Consider the following 20,074-nt stretch of genomic DNA (forward strand, 5'->3'; position numbering starts at 1 on the left):
AATGATGGTGGTTAATGTGTCACACGAAACGGCAGCGATTGCTGAGGATGGTCTGATAAAGCTTTCAGGGCATATTGATATGAATGCAGTTGCAAGCTTTTATGCACAAGGTATCAAAAGCTTAGAACCTATCGATACTGTCGATTGTTCAATGATAAAAGAAGCCGATTCGTCTTGTCTGGCATTGTTGTTATATTTTCAGTCCTTAATTGATCACCCTTTAAAGGTATTGTCTTTACCCGAGGATTTGAAGGTTCTTGTCAATCTGTATAATTTAAGCGATGTTTTTCAGTTTGCTTAGTTGTCGTGTCTAATTGTTAGATCAACGTTTGTTTTGATTCAATTCTTTTTTAAATTCTAAATTGGTTTTAGAGGTTTTAATTTATGTCAGCACCCGCTGTTTCATTTCAAGCTGTTAAAAAACAGTATGGTTCTTTAGAGGCCTTGAAAGGGGTTTCTTTTGATGTCAGGCCTGGTAGTTTTTTTGGCCTGCTGGGCCCGAATGGTGCAGGAAAATCCACTTTGATAAATAGCATGGCGGGATTGGTTAAACCGACTTCTGGCAAGATATTGGTCAATGGTCATGATGTGAATACGGATTATCGCCAAGCACGTCGTTATCTGGGGGTGGTCCCCCAAGAGTTGATTTCGGATCCTTTCTTTACGTTACGTGAATTACTTGATATTCAAAGTGGTTATTTTGGGTTAAGAAGCCGTGAACAAAGAATGTGGATCAGTGAGTTGTTAGAGCGTTTGGCGCTAACGGATAAAGCGAATGCTGTGACGAATGAATTATCTGGTGGGATGAAAAGAAGAGTCCTGATTGCAATGGCCTTGGTTCATCGCCCGCAAGTACTGGTGCTGGATGAACCGACTGCGGGTGTTGACGTCGATTTAAGACGGACGCTTTGGGAGTTTACGAAAGAGCTGCATAAAAAAGGCCATACGATTATTCTGACCACGCATTATCTTGAAGAAGCGGAAGCGTTGTGTGAAGAAGTCGCCATTGTGAAAGGCGGCGAGTTAAAGGCATTGGAAGCTACGTCTGACTTGTTATCTCGCCATAATTATCGTTATTTGAGAGTTGTGCTTGAGTCTTTAGCTGGCTTTGAAAAAGAAAAATTGTCCCCTGAATTAAAAGAGCGTTTTATTGAACAGGATGCCAATGGACTGATGTTTAAGTTAGAAAAAAATGTGCCTTTAAATCAAATGTTGAGCTGGCTTTCACAAAGTCACTTGAGTGTGAAAGATTTAACCAGTCGCGATGCGACTTTAGAAGAAGTCTTTTTAGATTTAACAGGAGAGGCTTAAGATGGAAACAAATTGGATTGGATGTTGGGCGCTTTTTGTTAAAGAAGTGCGTCGATTTTATTCGGTTGCCGTGCAAACAGTTTTTGCACCGGTTGTCTCGTCTCTCTTATATTTATTGATTTTTGGTCAAGTTATCGACACCAAGATTGAAGTGTTTAGTGGCTTATCTTATAGCCAATTTTTGATTCCGGGGTTGGTGATGATGACCATTTTACAAAATGCGTTTTCAAATACCTCGTCGAGCTTAATTCAATCGAAAATGCATGGTAATTTAACGTTTGTCATGCTGAGTCCCATTTCACCATTGGAATTCTATCTTGCTTTTGTCGGGGCTTCTATCATAAGAGGGCTTGCAGTCGGTTTAGGCGTATTGGTTGTTGGAATTGTCGGGTTCGATATTGCTTGGGAGTCGCCATTGTGGATTTTATTGTTTGCTGTGTTGAGTGCTGCGATTATGGGGGGCGTTGGTATGACCGCGGGCATCCTGTCGGACAAGTATGATCACTTGGCGGCATTTCAAAACTTTATCATTATTCCCTTGACCTTTTTAAGTGGTGTTTTCTATTCGATTCACGCTTTACCCGCCTTTTGGCAAGTGTTTTCACACTTTAATCCCTTTTTCTATATGGTAGATGGGTTTCGTTATGGATTTTTTGCGCAGTCTGATGTCTCTATTTATTTAAGTTTAGGTGTGACAACTTTGTTCTTTTTAGGCATCACTGCGATAAATCTGATTTTATTGTATAAAGGCGTTAAAATACGCAACTAAATTTTAAAATGACTTCAATAAGTTAAAAAGTAGAAGAATTAAGTATGTCCCCAGAAAAAATTCGTGAAATGATTCAATCTGTCATTAAAGATGCTCAAGTTCAAATGAGCGGAGAAGACTGTAATTTTGCCATTGAGGTGACCAGTGCCTCTTTTGAAGGCAAGTCACCGTTGCAGCGTCACAGAATGGTCAATGATATTTTTAAGGATGAATTTGCCAGTGGCGCTTTGCATGCCTTGTCGATAAAAACCAAATTGCCAGAGTGATCTATGGATAAATTAGTCATTGAAGGGCCTTGTCAACTTTCTGGTTCAGTACAAGTTTCAGGTGCAAAAAACGCTGCTTTGCCGATTTTGATGGGATGTTTGTTGTCTGAAACACCTGTCGTATTGTCGAATGTTCCGCATTTAAAAGATGTGACGACCACCATTCAGTTGCTTGCAACGATGGGGGTTGAGGTGATGTTTGATGAAGAGTTGAATATCGAAATTGACGCTTCCAGCATTACCACCAAAGAAGCCCCTTACGAATTGGTGAAAACCATGCGTGCTTCTATCTTAACGATGGGACCTTTATTGGCTCGTTTTGGTGAAGCGAAAGTGTCATTACCAGGTGGGTGTGCCATTGGGTCGCGTCCAGTCAATATTCATATTGAAGGGATGCAGAAAATGGGCGCCGAAATCAAAGTCGAGCAAGGCTATATTATTGCCACAGCAGACCGCTTAGTTGGTGCCGATATTACAATGGAACCGGTTACCGTGACGGGAACGGAGAACCTGTTGATGGCAGCTGTCTTAGCGGAAGGTCGCACAACTTTAAGAAATGCAGCCAAAGAACCTGAAGTGTCTGATTTAGCAAATTTTTTAAATAAAATGGGTGCCAAAATTAGTGGTATCGATACCGACACCCTTGTGATCGACGGTGTTGAAAAGCTAACCGGTGTGTCGTATCGGGTGATTCCTGATCGAATTGAAGCAGGCACTTACTTAGCCGCTGCTGCCTTAACACAAAGCTGTGTAACCGTGAAAGATGTGGTGCCAGAGCATTTAACAGCCGTTTTGGATAAGTTTACCGAGGCGGGTGCATTGATCACCTCGACCGAAGATACGATTACATTAGACATGCGCAACCGCACCCTAAAACCAGTCAATATCGTCACGGACCCTTATCCGGACTTTCCAACAGATATGCAGGCACAGTTTGTGGTCATGAACTGCTTGGCAGATGGAGAAGCAGATGTGGAAGAAACGATTTTTGAAAATCGTTTTATGCATGTTTCCGAGTTGGTAAGAATGGGTGCGGATATTCATGTAGAAGGTAATGTCGCGCATACTAAAGGGGTGGATCATTTAATTGGTGCGCCCGTGATGGCAACTGATTTAAGAGCGTCGGCGAGTTTGATTCTTGCTGGCTTGGTTGCAAATGGTGAAACGGTTGTCAGTCGAATTTATCATATCGATCGTGGTTACGAATTGATTGAAGAGAAATTTCATAAGCTAGGCGCCCATATTTACCGAGCAAATTAACAGCGAGATGAGCCTTTCAAAGCGTTCATTAGATGTTTAACCGAATACCCAATTTAAAAGTTTATAAGAAGATAGAATTATGGCTGACCAATTAACGATTGCCTTATCTAAAGGTCGAATTTATAAAGATACGCTTCCATTACTAGAAGCCGCAAATATTATTCCACAGGAAGATCCAAGTAAGTCGCGTAAGTTGATTATTCCAACGAACCATGAACATGTTCGTTTATTAATTGTTCGTGCAACGGACGCTCCGACTTATGTCGCACACGGTGCGGCTGATATTGGTGTAGCAGGTAAAGATGTTTTGATGGAAGCGCCATCTGATAACTTGCACGAATTGCTCGATTTGCAGATTGCGAAATGTAAGCTGATGGTAGCCGGCCCTAAAGAAGTTAAACCTCATGGGCATCGTTTAAAGATTGCGACAAAGTATATCCAGTCTGCTAAAGCGTATTACGCGAAAAAAGGTCAGCAAGTTGATTTGATTAAACTTTATGGTTCAATGGAAATAGCCCCTTTAATAGACCTAGCAGATAAAATTGTTGATTTGGTTGATACTGGCAACACCTTGAAAGCCAATGGGTTGGTTCCTGAAGAACATATTGCCGACATCAGTTCACGGCTAATTGTGAATGAGCACGCTTATAAAACCAAGTTTAAGCAAATCAATGATATCGTTGAAAAATTTAAATCTGCTATCTAGTGTCAGCGACAAAAGATTGTCAGCGTAAAACATAATAAAATGGATACGAATTTCAAGAAGAAACTCGGTCAAATAAGAAAAAGTGGAAAATAAAATGTTAAATATTAGAAAATTATCTGCAAATGCAGAAGGGTTTAAAGCTGAATTAGAAGCCTTGCTTGCCTGGGAAACCGTTTCTAATGATTCAGTCAATGATATTGTAAAAGATGTTCTTAAGAATGTCCGTCAACGAGGGGATGAAGCGTTATTGGAATATACCGCTAAATTTGACCGTCTGACGTTGGCAAAAGGTTCAGATCTTGAAATTCCAAAGACGGAACTTGAAGCTGCTTTAAAACGTATTCCAAAAGATCAAAGAGATGGGTTGGAGCTTTCTGCGCAACGTGTAAAGAGCTATCACCAAAATCAAGTGATGAAATCTTGGTCTTATACCGAAGAAGATGGTACTTTTTTGGGTCAACAAATCACTTGTTTAGATAAAGTTGGGCTGTATGTTCCTGGTGGGAAAGCGGCTTATCCTTCTTCTGTCATTATGAATGCGATCCCAGCTAAAGTAGCGGGCGTGCCAGAATTGATTATGGTGGTGCCAACACCAGATGGTGAAGTTAATGATATGGTGCTTGCTGCCGCGGCTATTTGTGAAGTCGATAGAGTCTTTACATTAGGTGGCGCACAAGCTGTTGCTGCGTTAGCGTATGGAACCGAAACCGTTCCTCCGGTTGATAAGATTGTCGGGCCTGGCAATATCTTTGTGGCCACTGCGAAAAGAGAAGTCTTTGGAACGGTTGGCATCGATATGATTGCCGGTCCTTCTGAAATCCTGGTTTACTGTGATGGTAAAACGAACCCTGATTGGATTGCGATGGATTTATTCTCACAAGCTGAGCATGATGAAGATGCACAGTCTATTTTAGTGACGCAAGATGCTGAGTTTGCTGAAAAAGTTTATGAAAGCATGAACCGACTAGTTAAAACGTTGCCAAGAGAAGAAATTATTACCAAAGCGATTACAGATCGTGGTGCGATTATTGTGGTAGATAATGAAGCGCAAGCGGTTGAGATGATCAACTATATTGCGCCTGAACATCTAGAGTTATCAATTGATGACCCGAAAGCCATGTTGCCAAAAATCAAGCATGCCGGCGCTATCTTTATGGGGCGCTACACAGCAGAAGCTTTAGGTGATTATTGTGCCGGACCAAATCACGTATTACCAACGTCAAGAACAGCGCGTTTTTCTTCTCCGTTAGGTGTGTATGACTTCCAAAAACGTTCAAGTTTAATCATGTGTTCTGCAGAAGGCGCGCATGAACTTGGGCAAGTTGCAGGTGTTCTGGCTGATGGCGAAGGCTTGCAAGCCCATGCTGCCTCTGCACGTTATAGAGTAAAAGACTAAGTTTTTTATCTTTATTCGTGTTGTTAGAAAACAAAAAAATGACCAGGCCTGGTCATTTTTTTTGCCCGTTTAAAGTAATCGGTTTTTTTAGCGTGTTTTTTAATAGTAATAATCGTTAGGTGAATGTATGAAGACGACAGAATTGGTGCAATACTTAGATGATTTTCTAGAAGCGTCAACCTTCAAGGATTATGCGCCCAATGGGTTGCAGGTGGAAGGCGTGTCAGAAATTTCTAAAATTGTGACTGGCGTTACCGCTTGTCAGGCTTTGATCGACGCTGCGATTAAAGAAAAAGCAGATGCGATTATTGTTCATCATGGTTATTTTTGGAAAAACGAACCTGTCACGATTACTGGGATGAAGCAGAAACGTATTCAATCCTTGTTGGTAAATGAGATCAATTTGCTAGGGTATCATTTGCCGCTTGATGCGCATCCAACCTTAGGTAATAACGCCATGCTAGGTGAGTTATGGTCATTAGAAGATATTACCCCTGAGCCGGGGTTGGTTCGGTTGGGGCGTCTATCAACGTCCGTGCCGATCGAAACATTTATTGAAACGGTTGGGAGTACTCTAGATCGTAAGCCTTTACATTTACCCGGTGGTCAATCTGAAGTTGAGACGGTCGCTTGGTGTAGTGGTGGAGCACAAGGTTATATTGAAAAAGCGATTGAATGGGGGGCTGGTGTTTATATCAGTGGTGAAGTGTCAGAGCAAACAACGCATCAAGCCTTAGAAAATAAAATTCATTACTTAGCAGCCGGTCATCACGCAACAGAAAGACTCGGCGTTAAAGCTTTGGGTGAACATATTTCTCAAGTGTTTGATTTAGAAGTTGTTTTTGTTGATATTGATAACCCTGTTTAAGAATGTTATTAAGTATTAGTCGGTAATAATTTTTTTTATAATTGTGATTAGTTTTATTTATAAAATAATTTTTGATGGTCATAAAGAGATATTGATGTAACGATTAATTTTGCTTTGGTAAAATACCCCGGCTAAGTTGGTTATTTTTAAGGTTTGTTGAGGGTGCTTTGCTACTTTTTGACAAAATTTAAAAATACAAAACATGCCACCAGCACTGAGTTTACTCAGGTTAGCTTGAAATTTTTAATAGAAAATTTACCTATAAAATGGACAAAAGAGGACGTCTCTATGTCATCAGAGAACACTGAAAAAACGAATTTAACACGCCGAAAAGTGTTGACCGCTGCCACTGGGGTTGTGGGTGCAACGGGTGCGACTTTTCTTGCCGTACCCTTTGTGAGCTCATGGCAGCCGAGTGAAAAAGCAAAAGCAGCAGGTGCCCCAGTTGATGCTGATATCAGTCAATTGTTGCCTGGCCAAATGTTAACGGTTTCATGGCGAGGAAAACCAGTATGGGTAGTACGTCGTACCCCTGAAATGCTGGATATTCTGCCGACATTAGATGACTCTTTAAGAGATCCACATTCAAAAGCTTCTGAGCAGCCTGAATATTGTGAAAATGAAGTCCGCGCCATCAAAGAAGAATTCTTAGTGGTGGTTGGTGTGTGTACGCACTTAGGGTGTGCGCCTTTATATCGCCCAGCAGTTAGCTCTCCTGATATGGCTGAAGGTTGGAAAGGCGGCTTCTTTTGTCCTTGCCACGGTTCGAGCTTTGACTTAGCAGGGCGTGTCTTCCAAGGCGTGCCGGCGCCAACTAATTTGGCTATTCCTCCTTATCATTATTTATCTTCTACGGTTATTCGTGTTGGTGAAAACCCAGAAGAAGGAGTCGCATAATGCAACCATCACACCCGACACCTAAAAATTCTTTATTGGCATGGCTGGATGCTCGTTATCCATTAGTCAGCACTTGGAACGTCCATGTTGCTCAATACTATGCGCCTAAAAACTTTAACTTCTGGTATTTCTTTGGTTCTTTAGCCCTGTTGGTATTGGTTAACCAGTTTGTAACAGGTATCTGGCTGACAATGAGCTTTAAACCAAGTGCAGCAGAAGCCTTTAACTCTGTTGAATACATCATGCGAGATGTTGAATGGGGTTGGTTGATACGCTATATGCACTCCACCGGCGCCTCTGCTTTCTTTATTGTGATTTATTTCCATATGATGCGGGGACTGCTTTACGGCTCCTATAAAAATCCGCGGGAACTGGTGTGGTTGATTGGTATGCTGCTCTTTGTGGTTCTAATGGCAGAAGCCTTTATGGGATATCTACTGCCTTGGGGGCAAATGTCATACTGGGGTGCTCAGGTCATCATTTCATTGTTTGGGGCCATTCCTGTGATCGGACCGGACTTAGCGATTTGGGTCAGAGGGGATTTTGTTATCTCTGACGCTACGCTAAACCGTTTCTTTGCGTTACATGTCATTGCATTGCCGTTGGTGCTGTTGATTTTAGTCTTTATGCATATCGTGGCGCTTCACCAAGTGGGATCAAACAATCCGGATGGGGTTGAGATTAAAAAATATAAAAATGAACAAGGGCTGCCGATTGATGGGATTACTTTCCATCCGTATTACACGGTGAAAGACTTGTTTGGAGCTTCAGTGTTCATGTTCTTATTTGCCTTTGTGGTGTTCTATATGCCAGAAGGCGGGGGCTACTTTATTGAAGCCCCTAACTTTGAGCCTGCAAACCCGCTTAAGACGCCTGATCATATCGCTCCGGTTTGGTACTTCACGCCTTTCTATGCGGTACTGCGGGCAATACCTGATAAGTTGCTAGGGGTTATCGCAATGGGAGCCTCCATTGGTGTCTTGTTTGCGATGCCTTGGTTGGATCGTTGTAAAGTGAAATCGATTCGTTATCGTGGGGCTTCTTATAAAGTTTTGTTAACGATGTTTGTAATCAGTTTCTTTGTATTGGGTTGGTTAGGAACACAGCCAGCAACACCTGAGTTAACAAAACTCGCACGAATCTTTACTGCGACTTATTTCTTATTCTTTATTATTCTGCCGTTCACGTCTGCCACTGAACGAACGAAGCCAGTACCAGAGAGGGTCAGTTAAATGAAAAAATTTCTATCAGCTTTAACGATTTTAATGACTCTTCCTTTGACTGGTTTTGCAGCAGGGGGATATAGTATTGAACTAGAAAAAGCCAATAACAGCTTGGAAGACAAAGACTCTTTAAAAAGAGGCGCAATCTTGTTCTCTGAATACTGTATGGCTTGTCACTCACTTAAGTACATGCGTTACAACCGCATTGCGCGTGATTTAGGTTGGGAAGATGAAGAGGTTGTTGCCTATATGACCTACAACCAAAACAAAGCGGTTGATACGGTGATGACTCGTATGTTGCCGGGAGTCGATAAAGAAGTCTTGGGTACACAAGTGCCAGACCTTTCTTTAATCGCTCGCCTGAAAGGAACAGACTATATCTATAGCTTCCTGAGAGGGTATGAAATTGATGAGAAAACCGGTGAGTGGGACAATAAACTACTTCACGGAACCGTCATGCCGAATGTGTTAGAAGGTATGCAACGTCATATGTCTTCTGAAGAATACAATCAAGCGACACGCGATATTGCAAACTTCTTAGAATATGTTGGTGAGCCAGCCAAGTTGAAGCGTCATGATTTAGGATGGAAGGTATTACTCTTCTTACTGGTGTTGATTGTGATTGCTTACTTGCTGAAAAAAGAATATTGGCGAGATATTAAACACTAACAGTGATTATTGAAAAGCCCGCTCTGCGGGCTTTTTTATTAGGGGATTTTGATGGCTAAAAAAGTGAAACTGGCTTATGTGTGTACAGAGTGTGGTGCTGATTTTGCTCAATGGCAAGGGCAGTGCAATGCGTGTCATGAATGGAATACGTTAAAAGAGTTTAAAGTTTCTGCATCAAAATCCAAATCAAGCACTTCTCATTCGGTTGGCAGCTATGCCGGCGCGGTAGAAAGTACCGTTTTATCAGTGAATGAAGTGGAGTTGTCGGAAGTGCCTCGTATGGATTCCAGTTTGTCTGAACTGGATCGTGTGTTAGGTGGCGGTATTGTACCGGGTTCGGTGGTTTTGATTGGGGGAGATCCCGGCGTTGGGAAGTCCTCTTTGTTGTTACAAGTTTCTTGTCAATTGAGCCAATCGCAAAAAGTACTTTATGTGACCGGGGAAGAATCGTTGCAGCAGGTTGCAATGCGTGCAAAACGTATGAGGCTTCCTGAAGACAAACTCAGATTGTTGACAGAAACCGATGTCGAATCGATTGTAATGGCAGCGCAGAATGAGAAGCCGACGATTATGGTGATTGATTCAATCCAGACCATGCAGTTATCCGATGTTTCCAGTGCTGCAGGTGGCGTTTCTCAGGTTAGAGAATCAGCCGCGTTTCTCACTCGCTATGCAAAACAAAATCAAGTAATGATTTTTCTCGTGGGGCATGTGACCAAATCAGGTGAAGTGGCAGGGCCGCGTGTTTTAGAGCACATTGTGGATTCGGTACTGTTTCTGGAAGGTCAATCTGACAGCCGTTTTAGAACGCTTCGAGCGATTAAGAATCGTTTTGGCGCGGTGAATGAATTGGGCGTTTTCGCCATGACAGATAAAGGCATGAAACAAATTAAAAACCCGTCGGCCATTTTTCTGTCACGGGCTGATGAACCTTCTCCGGGTTCTGTTGTCATGGTGTTGTGGGAGGGATCTCGCCCGTTATTAGTTGAAATACAAGCCTTAGTGGATGATTCGCCTTACGGTGCCCCCAAGCGTGTGACAGTTGGGTTGGAATATAATCGAATGGCCATGTTATTAGCGGTGTTACATCGCCATGCGGGTGTCCAGGCGGGTGATCAGGATGTTTATGTCAATGTGGTTGGAGGGGTCAAAGTCACAGAAACCAGCGCCGACTTGGCAGTCTTAAGTGCGATTGTTTCAAGCTTAAAAAATAAAACGCTGTCACAAGAATTGATTATTTTCGGTGAGGTTGGCTTGTCGGGAGAAATTCGACCGGTATCCAGCGGACAAGAACGTATTCTGGAGGCTGCTAAACATGGCTTCAAACGCGCGATTGTTCCAAATGGGAACATTCCGAAAGGCGGTGTTGCCGGTATGGAAGTCCAAGGGGTTTCCACCTTGCAGCAAGCCTTGGATTTGATTTAATTATTGGCAATAAAAAAACCGCCAGGTCTGGCGGTTTTTGATTAAGAGACTTTTTATATAACGGTTTCTTTATGCTAGGTAACTTTGCCATTCTTTAAACAGTTCAGGCGTGGTGGCGGCCACGGCAGACCGTTTTACAACGCGATCAACCAGAACCGATTCACCATCCAGCGTGGCGCTCTTTCCACCAGCTTCTTCCACAATTAACCAACCCGCTGCGTAATCCCAAATGTTTTGGGCGCCATGGCAGTAAACTTGTCCACGTCCTGCGGCGATCCAACACCAGTCTAAGGCAACTGACCCAATACTTCTTTGCGAGGCGTAAGGCGGGTTTTGTACCAGTTTCAAAGCCAGCTCAGGTGATAAACGTTTGAAATCGACAATACCGATACACTTTTTTAAAGCGGTTTTCTGAGTTGTGGCAATTAATGGGTGATGGTTTAACTCGGCACCCATGTTTTTGCGAGCCGCAAACATTTCATCTCGATCCGGGTCATACACCATGCCGGCGACCACTTGCCCATTCACAACCAGTGCCAACGAAACACTGAAAATCGGAATGCCGCTGGCAAAATTACTGGTGCCATCAACAGGGTCTAAAATCCAACAGCCTTGAGTCGATTTAAGCGCTATCGCTTGTTCTTCCGGTGAAGATTCTTCGCCTAGAAAATCAAACTGCGGCCAATTTTTTTGTAAGAACGCGGCTGTTGCTTTTTGCATTTCAGTATCCGCTTCTGTTAAAACCGATCCATCTGCTTTAGTGGTAGAGGTGACTTTCTCAAAGCGAGACAAGACTTCTTGTTTAGCAAGGGCGATAATGCCATTTTTTAAGGTTTGCCATTCATTCGCATCGTTAAACAGTTGCGTCATACATTTTCCCTTTTATTGAAACCGTTGTGTCGGGTCGATTTCGTTTAAATTTACTTTTTCGATGGCGTGCTTAGACGTCTCGATTACTTCAAGTGTATAGTTGCCAACACGCAGACAAGTTCCCACTTCCGGTAAGGTTTCAAGTTCTTCTTGAATCAGTCCATTCAGTGTCTTAGGACCATCGGTTGGTAGCTCGAAATGGTAAGTTTTATTTAAATCACGGATGAACTCAGAGGCATCAAAGGTAATGGAACCGTCTTCATGCATGTGGACTCGCGTAAAGGCTTTTTCACGTGTATCAGTGCTGAATTTTCCAACGATCTCTTCCAACAAATCTTCTAGCGTTAAAAGACCTTGTAGATTTCCGTATTCGTCCACAATGAGCCCCATGTGGCGTTTGTGTTTGTTGAAGTGAGACAACTGAATGTTCAGTGTCGTCGTTTCCGGAATGAAATAACCTGGACGTGTCGCCTTAATCAGGTCTTTTAAAGACAAGTCCGGCTTCGTCAACAGCGGTAGAGCTTTACGTAAATTGATAACCCCTAAAATGTCTTCATCTAAATTGTCTCGATACACAGGGATGCGGGTAAAAGGAGACTTTACGATACGCTTGACAATTTCTTCAATCGGTTCGTTAACATCAATACCATAAATATCCTGCTTAGGGATCATGACATCCTCAACCGTAATGCTTTCCAATTGCATAATGCCACTGAGCATGGTTCGATATTGTTTCGGTAAACGTCCTGTGGCCTCATTAATAAGCGTTTGTAGTTCTTCACGACTCAGAGAGTGGCTGTCAGGATCATGTCGTTTAACCTTGACACCAAACAGGCGTAAGAAGTTGTTGGCGAAAAAGTTCACTAACCAGACGATAGGCGACAATATTTTTAGCAGCGGCTCTAAGACGAAAGCAGCCGGATAAGCAATGCGTTCTGGGTGCAAAGCAGCCAAGGTTTTAGGTGCGACTTCAGAAAAAACCAGAATAACCATTGTCAGTATCCCTGCTGCTAGAGCAATACCGGCTTCCCCAATCAAGCGCATGGCGATAATCGTCGCAACAGAAGACGCGAAAATATTGACAAAGTTATTGCCCAGTAAAATCACGCCGAGCAAGCGATCTGGTGTTTCAAGCAGTTTTTGGGCTTTAATGGCCCCTTTGTGACCTTTTTTAACTTTATGTTTCAGACGATATTTGTTCAGAGCCATCATTCCGGTTTCGGTGCCGGAAAATAAAGCAGAAAGGATAATTAATAAGGCTAATATGCCAAACAGGGCTGATATGGGCAGACTATTCAAAATGGGTCTTTTGGGTAGTTAATCGAAAGGAAATTATAGCGGTTCTGGAATAGAATCGCTATGACATTTTTAAATCGAATTTATGGTCGGTTTAATCGTTTGTTAGCCGTTGTGCATAAAGAATAACAAGATGATTTCGGTACCGATATAGCTGAGGATTAATAGAAAGTAAGCCCAGATAGTGTAATAAGCGGCTTTTTGCCCTCGCCAACCGAAGCGGAAATGACCAAAAATCAATAAACCATAAGTCAGCCAAGCCAAAATCGCGAAGAATGTTTTATGCACCAGATGTTGGGCAAAAATGTCTTCCATAAAAAATACGCCGCTGATCAGGGCAAAGCTTAAAAAGATAAACCCAATAATGACCAGCTGAATCAGGGTTTTTTCCATGATTTGCAGAGGGGGTAAATTTTTAAAGATAATGCTGAGTTGGCGCTTTTGAAATCGTTTTTCTTGAATGGCGTATAAGGTCGCTTGTGCTGCTGCTAATCCCATGATGCTGTAGGCCGTAATGGAAATCAAAACATGGCTGCCCAGTTCAAGCGGTAACGGTTGTAACGTGGCGCCCGCGAAAGGCAATAAGGTCGTCAATGCGGCAATGGGGAAAATAAACACCCCTAGATTTTCCGTCGCTTTGTTCAAGTTAGTAATGAGTAAGGTCACGACCGCAACCCAACTGATCAGCGATAAACCGGTTCCAAAACTGAATAAAATCAAATCTTTTGTAAAAAGGTGACCCGCAAAAGAAAAGAGGTGAACAATCGCGGCTAATAAAGCCAGAGTGAGTAATTTTTTACGGTTAAAGTTGGGTTCTGAGGACTCTTCTGTTTTAAAACGTTGCCAAAGTAAGTGAGTGGCAAATAAATACAGCAAGCTAGAAAAAAGGGCAACCAGGGCGCTTATGACCATCTTAATCCTTCCAATTGGTTTAAAGAAAGAGCATGAGACATTTGATAACTTATTAAATGTCTATGAAGTTAACGCTCTTTTAGATATTTAACGCATAAAACCGTATAATATCGAAAATTAGCATTAAATGAAACGAAATTAAAAATAAAGCACTGACTTGTTTGTCTTTATGGTAAGTCAACTTTGCAGCAAGTTTCGTGTAGGGAAAAGAAATATGTTTGATAATTTATCGGATCGTTTAGCCAAATCGTTTAAAACGATTACCGGGCAAGGGCGTTTAACAGAATCTAATATTAAAGACGCTTTGCGCGATGTTCGTCGTGCATTATTGGAAGCAGACGTTGCTTTACCTGTTGTTAAGTCGTTTATCGATAAGGTTCAGGAAAGAGCGATTGGTCAAGAAGTTTCCACCAGCTTAAACCCTGGGCAAGCGTTTATTAAAATCGTTCGTGAACAGCTCACAGACATCATGGGGCAAGAAGCCGAGCCCTTGAACTTTAATGTGGAACCGCCTGCCATTATTATGGTTGCCGGGTTACAAGGGGCGGGTAAAACTACCTCGGTCGGTAAGCTGGCACGTTGGTTAAAAGAGCGCGAAAAGAAAAAAGTCATGGTGGTTTCGGCGGACGTTTATCGTCCAGCGGCAATCAAGCAGCTTGAAACTTTGGCAGAACAGGTTGATGTGAGTTTTTATCCTTCTTCTGCGGATGAAGATCCTGTTGATATCGCCAAAAAAGCCCATGCCGAAGCAAAGAAACAATTTGTTGATGTATTGATTTTGGATACAGCAGGGCGTTTGCATGTCGATGAAGAAATGATGCAAGAAGTTCAGCGTTTGCATACCGCAATCAAGCCGATTGAAACCTTGTTTGTGGTCGATGCCATGACAGGGCAGGATGCTGCCAATACGGCAAAAGCGTTTAACGATGCTCTACCGCTTACCGGTGTGGTTTTAACTAAAACCGACGGGGATGCCCGTGGCGGTGCAGCGCTTTCGATTCGTGAAATTACCGGTAAACCCATCAAGTTTATTGGTGCGGGTGAGAAAACGGACGCTTTAGAGTCTTTCCATCCAGATCGTATGGCCGGTCGAATTTTGGGGATGGGTGATGTCCTGAGTATGATTGAAGATGCAGAAAGCAAAATCGATCAAAAGAAAGCCCAGAAATTCGCGAAGAAAATCCAAAAATCCGGTCAGTTTGATTTGGATGACTTCTTAGAGCAGCTTCAGCAAATCAACAGCATGGGCGGTGTTGGTGGTTTAATGGGCAAAATGCCGGGCATGAGTCAAATGAAAGGTCAAATCAATAACGAGGCCGTTGAAAAAGATTTTAAACGCTTAGAAGCGATTATCCAATCAATGACGCGTCAGGAAAAAGCGCACCCTGCCATTATTAAAGGGTCGCGTAAAAAACGTATCGCAAATGGGTCGGGTACATCCGTACAAGACATCAATAAATTGATGAAGCAGTTTACTCAGATGCAGAAGATGATGAAAAAAGTCTCGAAAGGCGGTATGAAAAATATGATGCGTGGCATGGCTGGAAAAATGCCACCCGGCATGGGCGGCATGTTACCGCCAGGTATGCGTTAAGCTTTAATTACTTGTCTTAACGGTTGAAAATGAATAAAAAACCACCAGGCCTGGTGGTTTTTTTGTTTCTAGTCTCTGAAAGACAAGCTAGGCCATTGGCGCTCTTTCGCCACTTGGGTCAAATGCTCATCCGCATCGACAATGATAGGATGGTCAACAATCTCCAGTAACGGAATGTCATTGCGCGAGTCAGAATAAAAATAACTGCCTTCCAAACTTTGGTTGTGTTCTGTTAACCAGTCATTCAATCGGGTGACTTTTCCTTCCTGAAAAGAAGGAATGCCCGCAACCTCACCAGTGAATCTGTTATCAACAATTTCCGGTTCTGTGCCGATGAGATCGGTAATGCCATATAAATTACCAATAGGGCGGGTTACAAAGCTATTTGTCGCTGTCACAATCAGTAACTGATCGCCTTTTGCTCGATGCTCATCCACCAGCGCTTGTGCTTTATCTTGATAGATCGGTCGGATATAGTCTTGCATAAATTCGTCATGCCAAGCATTTAACGTGTTCATGTCATGTTGTGTGAGCGGCGCGAGAGAGAAGCGCTGGAATTTATAAATATCCAAACAACCGTTTTTATAATCGGTGTAAAACTGTTCATTGGTTTTTTCATACACATCCGCATCAACGACGCCTTTTTCGACCAGGAATTTCCCCCAAAGGTAATCACTGTCGCCATGGATTAATGTATTGTCGAGATCAAATATTGCTAAAGCCATAAGAATTCTTTTTAAAATTGATTAGGTTTGAATTGTTTTTAATGAGCGGTATTTTACCTGATGAATATCGGCCTGTTCGGAAAATAGTCTTGCGATGTGATTTGAACGTGGTATTTTAAAAGGCATCTTTAGGAATAATGTGCGTTTTGAAAAAAAGCGACGCACTTTCTTTGTATTTGAGCGCTATGGTTAGAAAAAAATCACGAATAATGATAAAAGAGATTGAAAAAAAAGGTCTTTTCTTGCAATAATTATACGTATTGAATATAAAGAATAACAAGAATAAAAGGGTTATGTGTGATTGATGCAGATGGGTATCGCCCCAATGTAGGTATCATTATTGTAAATAAGGAAGGTAAGCTTTTTTGGGGAAAACGCCTGTACCAAGATGCCTGGCAATTTCCTCAGGGGGGCGTTCGTGAACACGAAACTCCTCAACAAGCAGTTTTTCGAGAGCTAAAAGAAGAAGTTGGACTAGAGCCCTCTGATGTCAGGGTCTTAGGGCGAACTCAAGACTGGCTCACTTATGACTTACCAAAACACTTGATTCGACATTATAGTCAACCTGTCTGTATCGGTCAGAAACAGATTTGGTTCTTGCTAGGTATGTTGAGTGATGATGATAAAATTAATTTGAACACTCATGAAACGCCGGAATTTGAAGGCTGGAGTTGGGTGGACTATTGGGTGCCTGTTCAAAATGTCGTTGAATTCAAGCAATCGGTCTATCATCAAGCGCTAACGGAGCTTGAATCGAATTTACATCAATTCTGGACAAAAGAATACGTCGGGTAATTGTTAACAAAACCCGCTTGCCTCATTTAAATGAGCTGATATCCTCTTAAAAACGAAAGATAACTTATTAAAATCCATCAAAGTTTTAATAAGTTACTTTTTACTATTCATCTATTACTCTCTTGGCAAACTGTTTTCATTTGATTGAAACAACTTCGATTGGTACAAAAATGCTGGGAAAAGCAGTCATCTTAGTTATGCAAAATAGGTAAAAAATGTTATTATGCCTGCGCATTTAATGAACTAAAATGGCTGATACATTGTCTTATTTAAGCCATTCCAAGATGTTCATACGTTTTGGAAATACTAAGTAGCTGGAAACCAAAACGGTTTTGTTGGCGGTAGAAGTAAGAACTACGCTCTACTGAATGGCTTTAGGAAAACCCAGCCCCTGAAGCAGGTTTGAACCAACCAAAGAGGTTAAATTTTATGAACGATAAGTTCGTTGATCAGGATCCACAAGAAACACAAGAGTGGATTGACGCATTAGAAGCTGTTGTCTCCTTTGAAGGATCTGACAAGGCTCAACATATCATTGGCACATTAATCGAAAAAGCACGTGTCCATGGTATCGACATTCCTTATTCGGCAAACACGCCTTATATCAATACCATTGCCCCAGAAGAACAAGAAAACTATCCGGGTGACGTAGGCATTGAACGCAAAATGCGTGCATTGTTACGTTGGAACGCAATGGCAATGGTTTCAAGAGCGAACAAATACACCAGTGTTGGTGGGCATATCGCATCTTATGCTTCCAGTTGTACGCTATATGAAGTTGGGATGAACCATTTCTTCAAAGGGCCAAAGCATGAACAAGGCGCTGACATGGTTTTCTTCCAAGGACATACCGCGCCTGGAATGTATGCGCGCTCTTATATGGAAGGTCGTTTAGAAGCGGATCAACTGAGAAACTATCGTCAAGAAGTGGATGGCAACGGTCTATCGTCTTATCCTCACCCTTGGTTGATGTCAGATTACTGGCAGTTCCCGACTGTTTCAATGGGCTTAGGGCCACTAATGGCTATCTACCAAGCCCGTTTCATGAAATACATGCAAGCACGTGGTTTAGCAGAAACTCAAGGGCGTAAAGTTTGGGCCTTCTTGGGTGACGGTGAAATGGATGAACCAGAATCACGTGGTGCTTTACAGCTTGCCAAGCGTGAAAACCTAGACAACCTAATTTTCGTAATCAACTGTAACCTACAACGTCTGGATGGCCCGGTTCGAGGGAATGACAAAATCATTCAAGAACTGGAAGGGGTTTTCCGTGGTGCCGGTTGGAATGTAACCAAAGTCATTTGGGGCTCAGGCTGGGATCGTCTGCTATCAAAAGATGTCACCGGTAAGCTGATCGAGCGTATGGGTGAAGTCGTTGATGGTGAATACCAGGCTTATAAAGCAAAAGACGGTGCCTTCGTTCGTGAACACTTCTTTGGTAAATACCCAGAAACCGCTGAGTTGGTAAAAGACATGACGGATGATGAAATCTTCCGTCTAACACGTGGTGGTCACTCACCTCGTAAGATTTATAACGCTTATAAGCGTGCGACCGAAGCAAAAGGTAAACCGACTGTTATCCTAGCCAAAACCGTTAAAGGGTATGGTATGGGACAGTATGGTGAAGCGGCAAACACGGCGCACCAACAGAAGAAACTAGATTTGGAAGGGATGAAATACTTTCGTGATCGTTTCTCAGTACCGATTTCAAATGAAGAGTTGGAAAAAGACATTCCTTTCCACCGTCCAGACGAAGATTCCGATGTTCTGAAATACATGAAAGAACACCGTGAAGCGTTGGGTGGAGATCTTCCAAGTCGTCAAGATAACGCAGAGCCATTACCGGTTCCAGACCTATCTGTTTTCAAAATGTTAACAGACGGCACGGCAGATCGTGAAATGTCTACCACAATGGCGTTTGTTCGTATCATTTCCATCTTGTTAAGAGACAAGAAAATTGGGCCACGTTGTGTTCCGATTATTCCAGATGAAGCACGTACTTTCGGTATGGAAGGCTTGTTCCGTCAAGTTGGTATCTACGATCCAGCGGGTCAGCTATATGAGCCAATGGATTCAGACCAACTGATGTGGTACAAAGAATCAGCCAACGGTCAAGTTTTCCAAGAAGGAATCAACGAAGCCGGCGCCATGTCTAACTGGATCGCAGCGGCGACCGCTTATGCAAATTATGGCGTGAGCATGGTACCTTTCTATATCTACTACTCAATGTTCGGTTATCAGCGTATTGGTGACTTGGCTTGGGCAGCAGGGGATTCTCGTGCACGTGGTTTCCTAATGGGGGGGACGGCAGGTCGTACCACGCTAGAAGGGGAAGGGCTACAGCATCAGGATGGTCACAACTTGATTCAATTCGATCATGTACCAAACTGTTTGTCTTATGATCCAACCTTTGCTTATGAAATGGCCGTCATCATTCGTGATGGGATTAAACGTATGTTCAATGAAAAAGAAGACGTTTACTACTACATCACATGTATGAATGAAAACTACTCGCACCCTGCGATGCCAGAAGGGTCTGAAGAAGGCATTCTAAAAGGTCTTTATTCTTTCAAGAAGTCTAAAGCGAAACATAAAAACAAAGTTCAGTTGATGGGGTCGGGTACGATTTTCCGTGAAGTGATTGCAGCCGCTGAAATGTTGGAAAGCGAGTGGGATGTTGCCGCGGATATCTGGGCAGCACCAAGTTTCAACTTATTACGTCGTGATGGAATTGAAACTACACGCTGGAATACCATGCACCCAACTGAAAAGCCAAAAGTTTCTTATTGTGAAGCCACATTAAAGGGAGCGAAAGGTCCCTTTATTGCGGCAACGGATTATATCCGCGATTACCCAAACCGTATTCGTGAATATGTTCCGGGTGAGTTCTATGTGTTAGGAACGGACGGTTTCGGGCGTTCTGATACGCGTGAACAACTTCGTAAGTTCTTTGAAGTGAACCGCTACTACGTTGTAGTGGAATCTTTGAAAGCCTTGGCCGATGCCGGTAGCATCAAGCCAGAAGTGGTTCAGAAAGCAATTGAAAAATACGGGATTGATAGCGAAAAAGCTTATCCCGTACATGCTTAATA

Annotated in this window: 19 protein-coding genes; 15 read left to right on the forward strand and 4 right to left on the reverse strand. The window is 42.6% G+C overall.

Annotation, left to right across the window (positions count from 1 at the left end; genetic code table 11):
* Position 1 precedes the first annotated feature (1 nt).
* From P8629_RS05425 to radA, 12 genes are all read left to right on the forward strand, one after another.
* Complete coding sequence (locus P8629_RS05425; RefSeq protein WP_278165107.1) at positions 2-301, forward strand: STAS domain-containing protein; 300 nt, start codon at positions 2-4, stop codon at positions 299-301.
* Positions 302-384: 83 nt separating this feature from the next.
* Positions 385-1,311: an ABC transporter ATP-binding protein gene (locus P8629_RS05430; RefSeq protein ID WP_278165108.1), complete on the forward strand. Its 927-nt coding sequence runs from the start codon at positions 385-387 to the stop codon at positions 1,309-1,311.
* A 1-nt stretch (position 1,312) separates the two neighbouring features.
* The gene (locus P8629_RS05435; protein WP_278165109.1) at positions 1,313-2,080 is read left to right on the forward strand and encodes an ABC transporter permease; all 768 of its coding nucleotides are present in this window, start codon (positions 1,313-1,315) and stop codon (positions 2,078-2,080) included.
* Between the two features lie 44 nt (positions 2,081-2,124).
* A complete protein-coding gene (locus tag P8629_RS05440; protein ID WP_278165110.1) occupies positions 2,125-2,346 on the forward strand; it encodes a BolA family protein in 222 nt (73 codons plus the stop codon).
* A 3-nt stretch (positions 2,347-2,349) separates the two neighbouring features.
* Entirely contained in the window at positions 2,350-3,606 is a 1,257-nt protein-coding gene (gene murA, locus P8629_RS05445; protein ID WP_278165111.1) for a UDP-N-acetylglucosamine 1-carboxyvinyltransferase, read from the forward strand.
* A 79-nt stretch (positions 3,607-3,685) separates the two neighbouring features.
* Positions 3,686-4,312 carry an ATP phosphoribosyltransferase gene (hisG, locus tag P8629_RS05450; RefSeq protein WP_278165112.1) on the forward strand — a complete coding sequence of 209 codons (627 nt, stop codon included), beginning with the start codon at positions 3,686-3,688 and terminating at the stop codon, positions 4,310-4,312.
* A gap of 94 nt (positions 4,313-4,406) precedes the next feature.
* Complete coding sequence (gene hisD, locus P8629_RS05455; RefSeq protein ID WP_278165113.1) at positions 4,407-5,708, forward strand: histidinol dehydrogenase; 1,302 nt, start codon at positions 4,407-4,409, stop codon at positions 5,706-5,708.
* Between the two features lie 127 nt (positions 5,709-5,835).
* Positions 5,836-6,576, forward strand: coding sequence for a Nif3-like dinuclear metal center hexameric protein (locus P8629_RS05460; RefSeq protein ID WP_278165114.1), 741 nt, complete (start codon positions 5,836-5,838; stop codon positions 6,574-6,576).
* A 288-nt stretch (positions 6,577-6,864) separates the two neighbouring features.
* Positions 6,865-7,473, forward strand: a complete 609-nt coding sequence (petA, locus tag P8629_RS05465; protein WP_278165115.1) for a ubiquinol-cytochrome c reductase iron-sulfur subunit — start codon at positions 6,865-6,867, stop codon at positions 7,471-7,473.
* Entirely contained in the window at positions 7,473-8,705 is a 1,233-nt protein-coding gene (locus P8629_RS05470) for a cytochrome b (RefSeq protein WP_278165116.1), read from the forward strand. The genes petA and P8629_RS05470 overlap by 1 nt, the downstream gene beginning before the upstream one ends.
* Positions 8,706-9,365 carry a cytochrome c1 gene (locus tag P8629_RS05475; protein ID WP_278165117.1) on the forward strand — a complete coding sequence of 220 codons (660 nt, stop codon included), beginning with the start codon at positions 8,706-8,708 and terminating at the stop codon, positions 9,363-9,365. It abuts the gene before it with no gap.
* Positions 9,366-9,416: 51 nt separating this feature from the next.
* The gene (gene radA, locus P8629_RS05480; RefSeq protein ID WP_278165118.1) at positions 9,417-10,790 is read left to right on the forward strand and encodes a DNA repair protein RadA; all 1,374 of its coding nucleotides are present in this window, start codon (positions 9,417-9,419) and stop codon (positions 10,788-10,790) included.
* Positions 10,791-10,859: 69 nt separating this feature from the next.
* Here radA and P8629_RS05485 read toward each other — a convergent pair whose 3' ends face one another.
* The 3 genes from P8629_RS05485 to P8629_RS05495 form a co-directional block, all read right to left on the reverse strand.
* A complete protein-coding gene (locus P8629_RS05485) occupies positions 10,860-11,660 on the reverse strand; it encodes an inositol monophosphatase family protein (protein WP_278165119.1) in 801 nt (266 codons plus the stop codon).
* A 12-nt stretch (positions 11,661-11,672) separates the two neighbouring features.
* On the reverse strand, positions 11,673-12,959 hold the full coding sequence (locus P8629_RS05490) for an HlyC/CorC family transporter (RefSeq protein WP_278165120.1): 1,287 nt from the start codon (positions 12,957-12,959) through the stop codon (positions 11,673-11,675).
* A 102-nt stretch (positions 12,960-13,061) separates the two neighbouring features.
* Positions 13,062-13,868: a cytochrome C assembly family protein gene (locus P8629_RS05495; protein ID WP_278165121.1), complete on the reverse strand. Its 807-nt coding sequence runs from the start codon at positions 13,866-13,868 to the stop codon at positions 13,062-13,064.
* A 214-nt stretch (positions 13,869-14,082) separates the two neighbouring features.
* On the opposite strand from P8629_RS05495, the gene ffh reads away from it, so the two are divergent.
* Positions 14,083-15,462 (forward strand): signal recognition particle protein, encoded by a 1,380-nt coding sequence (ffh, locus tag P8629_RS05500; RefSeq protein ID WP_278165122.1) that lies wholly within the window; start codon positions 14,083-14,085, stop codon positions 15,460-15,462.
* 68 nt (positions 15,463-15,530) lie between these two features.
* Here ffh and P8629_RS05505 read toward each other — a convergent pair whose 3' ends face one another.
* Positions 15,531-16,187, reverse strand: coding sequence for an HAD family hydrolase (locus tag P8629_RS05505; RefSeq protein WP_278165123.1), 657 nt, complete (start codon positions 16,185-16,187; stop codon positions 15,531-15,533).
* Between the two features lie 297 nt (positions 16,188-16,484).
* Here P8629_RS05505 and P8629_RS05510 point away from each other — a divergent pair, with 297 nt between their 5' ends.
* Positions 16,485-16,982: an RNA pyrophosphohydrolase gene (locus P8629_RS05510; protein WP_278165124.1), complete on the forward strand. Its 498-nt coding sequence runs from the start codon at positions 16,485-16,487 to the stop codon at positions 16,980-16,982.
* Between the two features lie 429 nt (positions 16,983-17,411).
* Positions 17,412-20,072 carry a pyruvate dehydrogenase (acetyl-transferring), homodimeric type gene (gene aceE, locus P8629_RS05515; protein WP_278165125.1) on the forward strand — a complete coding sequence of 887 codons (2,661 nt, stop codon included), beginning with the start codon at positions 17,412-17,414 and terminating at the stop codon, positions 20,070-20,072.
* Positions 20,073-20,074: the final 2 nt, after the last annotated feature.

The organism is Hydrogenovibrio sp. 3SP14C1 (genome assembly GCF_029625905.1).
In the GTDB taxonomy this organism is placed as follows: Bacteria; Pseudomonadota; Gammaproteobacteria; order Thiomicrospirales; family Thiomicrospiraceae; genus Hydrogenovibrio.